General features: G+C 72.9%; 8 protein-coding genes and 1 tRNA gene. 4 read left to right on the forward strand and 5 right to left on the reverse strand.

Annotated features, from left to right (window positions below; all coding sequences use genetic code 11):
* Nucleotides 1-177 precede the first annotated feature (177 nt).
* The 4 genes from AB0I76_RS21365 to bcp all read right to left on the reverse strand — a co-directional run bounded on the left by AB0I76_RS21365 (nucleotide 178) and on the right by bcp (nucleotide 2,302).
* A complete protein-coding gene (locus AB0I76_RS21365; protein ID WP_357038138.1) occupies nucleotides 178-705 on the reverse strand; it encodes a GNAT family N-acetyltransferase in 528 nt (175 codons plus the stop codon).
* Nucleotides 706-819: 114 nt separating this feature from the next.
* Nucleotides 820-903 (reverse strand) — tRNA-Leu (locus tag AB0I76_RS21370).
* 6 nt (nucleotides 904-909) lie between these two features.
* Nucleotides 910-1,794 carry a hypothetical protein gene (locus AB0I76_RS21375; protein ID WP_357038141.1) on the reverse strand — a complete coding sequence of 295 codons (885 nt, stop codon included), beginning with the start codon at nucleotides 1,792-1,794 and terminating at the stop codon, nucleotides 910-912.
* A 31-nt stretch (nucleotides 1,795-1,825) separates the two neighbouring features.
* Nucleotides 1,826-2,302: a thioredoxin-dependent thiol peroxidase gene (gene bcp / locus AB0I76_RS21380; protein WP_357038144.1), complete on the reverse strand. Its 477-nt coding sequence runs from the start codon at nucleotides 2,300-2,302 to the stop codon at nucleotides 1,826-1,828.
* A 162-nt stretch (nucleotides 2,303-2,464) separates the two neighbouring features.
* Here bcp and AB0I76_RS21385 point away from each other — a divergent pair, with 162 nt between their 5' ends.
* The 4 genes from AB0I76_RS21385 to AB0I76_RS21400 are packed head-to-tail and all read left to right on the forward strand — an operon-like array spanning nucleotide 2,465 to nucleotide 5,114.
* A complete protein-coding gene (locus tag AB0I76_RS21385; protein ID WP_357038147.1) occupies nucleotides 2,465-3,181 on the forward strand; it encodes an energy-coupling factor ABC transporter permease in 717 nt (238 codons plus the stop codon).
* Nucleotides 3,178-3,570 carry a PDGLE domain-containing protein gene (locus tag AB0I76_RS21390; RefSeq protein ID WP_357038150.1) on the forward strand — a complete coding sequence of 131 codons (393 nt, stop codon included), beginning with the start codon at nucleotides 3,178-3,180 and terminating at the stop codon, nucleotides 3,568-3,570. The genes AB0I76_RS21385 and AB0I76_RS21390 overlap by 4 nt, the downstream gene beginning before the upstream one ends.
* A gap of 12 nt (nucleotides 3,571-3,582) precedes the next feature.
* On the forward strand, nucleotides 3,583-4,353 hold the full coding sequence (gene cbiQ / locus AB0I76_RS21395; RefSeq protein ID WP_357038152.1) for a cobalt ECF transporter T component CbiQ: 771 nt from the start codon (nucleotides 3,583-3,585) through the stop codon (nucleotides 4,351-4,353).
* Entirely contained in the window at nucleotides 4,350-5,114 is a 765-nt protein-coding gene (locus AB0I76_RS21400) for an ABC transporter ATP-binding protein (RefSeq protein ID WP_357038155.1), read from the forward strand. The genes cbiQ and AB0I76_RS21400 overlap by 4 nt, the downstream gene beginning before the upstream one ends.
* A 164-nt stretch (nucleotides 5,115-5,278) precedes the next feature.
* Here AB0I76_RS21400 and AB0I76_RS21405 read toward each other — a convergent pair whose 3' ends face one another.
* A complete protein-coding gene (locus tag AB0I76_RS21405; protein ID WP_357038158.1) occupies nucleotides 5,279-5,482 on the reverse strand; it encodes a hypothetical protein in 204 nt (67 codons plus the stop codon).
* Between the last annotated feature and the right edge of the window lie 47 nt (nucleotides 5,483-5,529).

A 5,529-nucleotide genomic window follows, 5' to 3' on the forward strand; every position in this document is an offset into this window, starting at 1 on the left:
TGAGACGCCGCGGCGGCCTCGGCCCCGGCGTCCCGCCGCGGCGGGGTCGCCTCGCCGCGGCGCTCATGATCGTGCTGGATCGGGGAAGTAGTGGCCTCGACCGGTGGTGGAGGCCACTGTTTCCGGGATGTCGTGCCAACAGAGGGACGCTCTTCGGCGGCGGCCCAGGTCCCGCGGTCAGGCCGCCGGTGGCAGGTCCCGCCACATGAGGATCTCGTCGCGGTCGTCCCCTGGCGCGACCCGCAGCGCCCCCGGCAGCCGCCCGATCTCCCGGTAGCCGAGCCGGCGGTAGAAACGGTCCAGGCCCAGACCGTCCCGGACGGTCACGTGCAGCGCGGCGTACCCCATGTCGCGGCCGAGGCGCTCGGCCTCGCGCATGAGCGCCAGACCGTACCCGTGGCCCTGGGTGTCCGGGTGGATCATCACCCGCTTCAGGACGCACCAGTGGGCCTTCAGGTCGAACCGGTTGTCGCAGAAGATCAGCGCGGCGACGAGGCGGTCGTCCGCGTACCCGAGCAGGAGGCGGTCGGGCCCGTCCGCGATCGCCGCGAGGGTGGGGTCCGCGAGGCGCCGGACGTCGGCGGCGGTCACCGGGGCGACGAAGCCGACGGCGCCGCCGGCGTTGGTGACGTCCACCCAGAGGGCGACGATGCGTTCCCGCAGCTCGGGGGTCAGCTCGGGGTCGAGGACGAAGTGCAGGCTCACACCGGCCATCCTGACCCGCCGGTGCGGGATCCGGCAGGTGATCGTGACCGTCGCGACAGCGGGTACCGCGAGCTGAATGGCCGGGTCCGGTCGAGTTGCCGGACCCGGCCCAGGTGCGGGAGAGGGGATTCGAACCCCCACGTCCTCACGGACACAGGAACCTAAATCCTGCGCGTCTGCCGACTTCGCCACTCCCGCAGGCCCTCAGAGTGTAGAGCGTCGGGCCGCCACCGTGGTGAGCCTGGCTGAGGCCAGGATGGCGGCGACCCGCCCGGCAGTGAGGTCTGAACGCCCTTCCGCCGTGCTGAGCAGCCGGGCGAGTCTCCTGGCTCCGAGGTCCGGATCGGCGAGGGCGTAGCGGATCACCAGCTTCCCGTCCTCCGACGAGCAGAGCCGCGAGCCCTGGCGCCGGGGCGCCGCCGTGCCCGTCTCGCGCAGGCGGCGAGCGAGCCGGTAGATGGTGTGCGGATGGCAGCCGATCCGCTCCGCGGCTTGGACGGCGGTCAACTCCTCCGCCACGAAGCGCCGGACGATCTCGTCAACCGGTTGGCTGACGGAACCGGACGGCGCGTCGGCGGGCTCGGGCGGATCGTCGAGGCCCGAAGGAGCGGTGCGGTGTCGCCGTCGGTTGCGCCCGGCGTAGGTGCCGGTCTGACTGTGGCAGTTCGGGCAGAGGAGCCGTAGGTTCGGCGGGCGATTGTCCAGAAAGTGGCCGTTGACGTGGTCGACGTGGAGGATGAGGGGGCGGCCCCGCCAGGTCGGTCCGGTGCCGCACTCCTCGCACTCCTCGGGCACGCCGATGATGCCGAGCGCCCACTTGAGGCGCGTGCCTGGTGTGCGCCGCGACCCCGGGGGCAGCTCCACCAGCACCTGCATCGAGGTCGTACGCCGTTGCCCCCGCCGGCCTCGGTGGTGGGCCTGGCCCGTGAAGTGCGACGTGTCGACGCCGAACCGTTTCAGCTGCCGGCTGATGTGGGCGTGCGAGCCGCCGCTCACCCGTACGCCGAGCAGCCGCATCACCTCCGTGACGCTGTGCGCGGCGGCGGCCGCCTCGGCGAGCGCCTCCGGGGTGTACCGGTACCGGACCACGTACGGACCGTAGTGGCCCGGTCCGACATCCTCAGTCCAGGCCGAGGTCGCGGCGGAGCTTTGCGACGTGCCCGGTGGCCTTCACGTTGTAGAGCGCCCGTTCGATCTTCCCGTCGGCGTCGATCACGAAGGTCGAGCGGATCACCCCGGTGACGGTCTTGCCGTACATCTGCTTCTCGCCGTACGCGCCGTAAGCGGTCAGCACGGCCTTGTCGGTGTCGGACACCAGGGGGAAGGTGATGGCGTCGCGCTCGCGGAACTTCGCGAGCTTCTCCGGCTTGTCGGGGGAGATGCCGACGACCTCGTAGCCGGCGGCCTGGAGCGAGGCGAGCGAGTCGCGGAAGTCGCAGGCCTGCTTGGTGCAGCCGGGGGTCATGGCGGCCGGGTAGGCGTACAGCACGACCTTGCGGCCACGCAGGCCGGCGAGGGAGAGCGTCTCGCCGGCGTCGGTGGGCAGGGTGAACTCCGGTGCGGGGTCGCCGGGGGAGAGGCGGTCGGGCGCGGTCATGGCACGACCCTACCGCCGCCCTCGCCGGGACCGGTGGAGGCGACGCGGGCCGTATCCGTGATCAACCCCTCGGCTTGTTGCAATATCTTGGCAACAGTAAGACTCGGGAAATAAGCTGGCCTCCGCCGGCGAGGACGGGCCCGCCGACGCGTGGGAGGTCGCGTGGAAACCCTGGCGTTGCACATCTCGAACGGGATCCTCGACGGTCCCGTCGCCGCCGCGTTCGCCGCGGTCGCACTCGCGGCGCTGACCGTCTGCGTCCTGCGTGGCCGGCGTGACCTGGACGACCGCCTCGCGCCGATGGCCGGCCTGGTGGCCGCGTTCATCTTCGCCGTCCAGATGATCAACTTCCCGATCTTCACGGCCGCCGTCAGTGGCCACCTGCTCGGCGGCGCGCTCGCCGCGATGCTGGTCGGGCCGTGGGTCGGCGCGCTCTGTGTGGCAGTGGTGCTGATCGTGCAGGCGCTGGTCTTCGGTGACGGTGGCGTGGCGATGCTCGGGCCCAACATCGTCAACCTGGCCGTCCTCGGCACGGCCGCCGCGTACCTGCTGATCGCCCTGCTGCTGCGCGTACTGCCGCGCACCCCGGCCGGGCTGACCGTGACCGCGTTCGTCTCCGGTCTGGTCAGCGTCGTGGCCGCCGCGATGGGCTTCGTCCTGCAGTACCAACTCGGTGGCACCGCCGACCTGGGCGGCAACCTGGCCGGCCTGGCCGGGACGATGGCCGGCACCCACCTGCTGATCGGCATCGGCGAGGGCCTGATCACCGCGACGACCGTGGCCACCGTGGCGAAGGTCCGGCCCGATCTCGTGTACGCGCTCCGCGCCCTGAAGCCGGCCGCGCCCGCGCCCGTCCCCGCCGTCGGAGGTGTCCGGTGAAGAAGCGTTCCTGGGGATTCGTCGTCGGCGGGTTGCTGGTCGCCCTGCTCCTGGCCGGGGTGATGAGCAACTTCGCCTCGTCGGACCCGGACGGGCTGGACTCGTCCCTGCTCAAGGGCTGCACGGTCGACGCCGACGGCACCATCACCGGCGGCACCTGCCCCGCCCAGCGGGAGGAGGAGCACGAGGTGGGCGGCCCGCTGGCCGGCTACGGGGTGTCGGGCGTGGACAACGACTTCCTCTCCACCGGGCTGTCCGGCGTGCTCGGCGTACTCCTGACCTTCGCCGTGGCCGGCGGCGCGTTCTGGCTGGTGCGCCGTCGTGGCCCGGCGCCCGCCGACACGGACACCACGGACCGCGCGGACGCGCGGGCCGGCACGGCGGGCTGAGGGGGTACGACGATGGGTGCCGGGCACGCGCACGTGCTGTACCGGGAGTCCGGCTCACCCGTGCACCGGCTGCCGCCCGAGGTGAAGATCGCCGCGATGGTGGTCTTCACCCTCGCCGTGGTCGCGACGCCGCGCGAGGCGTTCTGGGCCTTCGGGGCGTACGCGCTGCTGGTCGTGGCGGTGGCCGCGCTGGCCCGGGTGGGGCCGGGGTGGCTCCTGAGCCGCTCGCTGATCGAGCTGCCGTTCGTGCTGTTCGCGGTCGCGCTGCCGTTCCTCGGTGCCGGCGAGCGGGTCGAGATCCTCGGGCTGCGGCTGTCGGAGGAGGGCCTCTACGGGGCGTGGAACATCGTCGCCAAGGGCACCCTGGGCGTCCTCGCGTCGCTGCTGCTGGCCGCCACCACGACGACCCGGGACCTGATCGTCGGCCTGGACCGGCTGCACTGCCCGCAGATCCTCACCCAGATCGCCACGTTCATGCTCCGGTACCTGGACGTGCTGGTCGGCGAGACCCGCCGGATGCGGGTGGCCCGGATGTCCCGCGGCGACGACCCGCGCTTCCTGTGGCAGCTGCGCGGCTTCGCCGCCGGCATCGGCGCGCTGTTCCTGCGCGCGTTCGAGCGGGGCGAGCGGGTGTACCTGGCGATGCTGTCGCGCGGCTACACCGGCCGGATGCCGGTGGTGTGGCAGGGCGCGGGCGCGGCGACGGCCGGGCAGTGGCTGGTCGCGGCCACCGTGCCCGTCCTGGCGGCCACCGTCGCCGCCGCCGCCGTCGTGCTGACATGATCGGTAGCGTGCAGCCTGTCTCGCTCGACGTCCGCGGCGTCCGGTACGCGTACCCGGACGGGCACGTCGCCCTGCACGGCGTCGACCTGACCGTGCCGCGCGGCGACCGGGTGGCGCTGCTCGGGCCGAACGGCGCCGGGAAGACCACGCTGGTGCTGCACCTCAACGGCATCCTCACCGCCACCGAGGGGACGGTCACCGTCGGCGGCCTGACGGTCGGCCCGGACCGGGCGACGCTCGGCGAGGTGCGCCGCCGGGTGGGGATCGTCTTCCAGGACCCGGACGACCAGCTCTTCCTGCCCACGGTCGCCGAGGACGTGGCGTTCGGCCCGGCCAACCTGGGGCTGCGCGGGGCGGAACTCGCCGCCCGCGTGGACGAGGCCCTGGACGCGGTCGGGATGTCCGCCCACCGGGACCGCGCCCCGCACCACCTGTCGTTCGGGCAGCGGCGCCGGGTGGCGGTGGCGACCGTCCTCGCCATGCACCCGGAGATCCTGGTGCTCGACGAGCCGTCGTCCAACCTCGATCCGGCCGCCCGCCGGGAACTCGCAGGGATCCTGCGTGACCTGCCGGTGACCCTGCTGATGGTCACGCACGACCTGCCGTACGCGCTGGAGCTGTGCGACCGCTCGGTGATCCTCGACGGCGGCCGCATCGTCGCCGACGGCCCCACGCCCGACATCCTCGCCGACGAGCCACTGCTGGCCCGCCACCGCCTCGAACTCCCCTACGGCTTCACCCCCCACCCCACCCCCCGCTAACCCACCCCACCCCCACCCCCCTCGCACGCCCCGGGCCCTGCCCGGCCGCGCCGGCGGCCTCCGCGATCTTGCACTTCCTGCCTCGACAAATCAGGCAAAAGCCGCAAGAGGGCGACCGAAAGTGCAAGATCGCGGGGGACGTCGGGCGGCGCGGGGGCGCGGGGTCAGGGGTGGGACGGGGTGGGGGTGCGGGAGGCGCTGTGGAGGCGGAGGGCGCCCGCCGCGACCGCTCCCGCTCCCGCGATGATCACCAGTGCCAGCAGGAGGCGTGCCGTGGTGGCCGGCCAGGGGGCGGGGGCGATCGAGCGGGCGAAGACGGCCCGCTGAATATCCCGCAGGCAGCGACCGCTTGAGCCACGATCGAGCACCTCCGCGGTCCGTTACAGAAATTCGATGGCGAGTGCCTCACAATGTG

The organism is Micromonospora sp. NPDC049799 (assembly GCF_040656655.1).
Taxonomy (GTDB): domain Bacteria; phylum Actinomycetota; class Actinomycetes; order Mycobacteriales; family Micromonosporaceae; genus Micromonospora.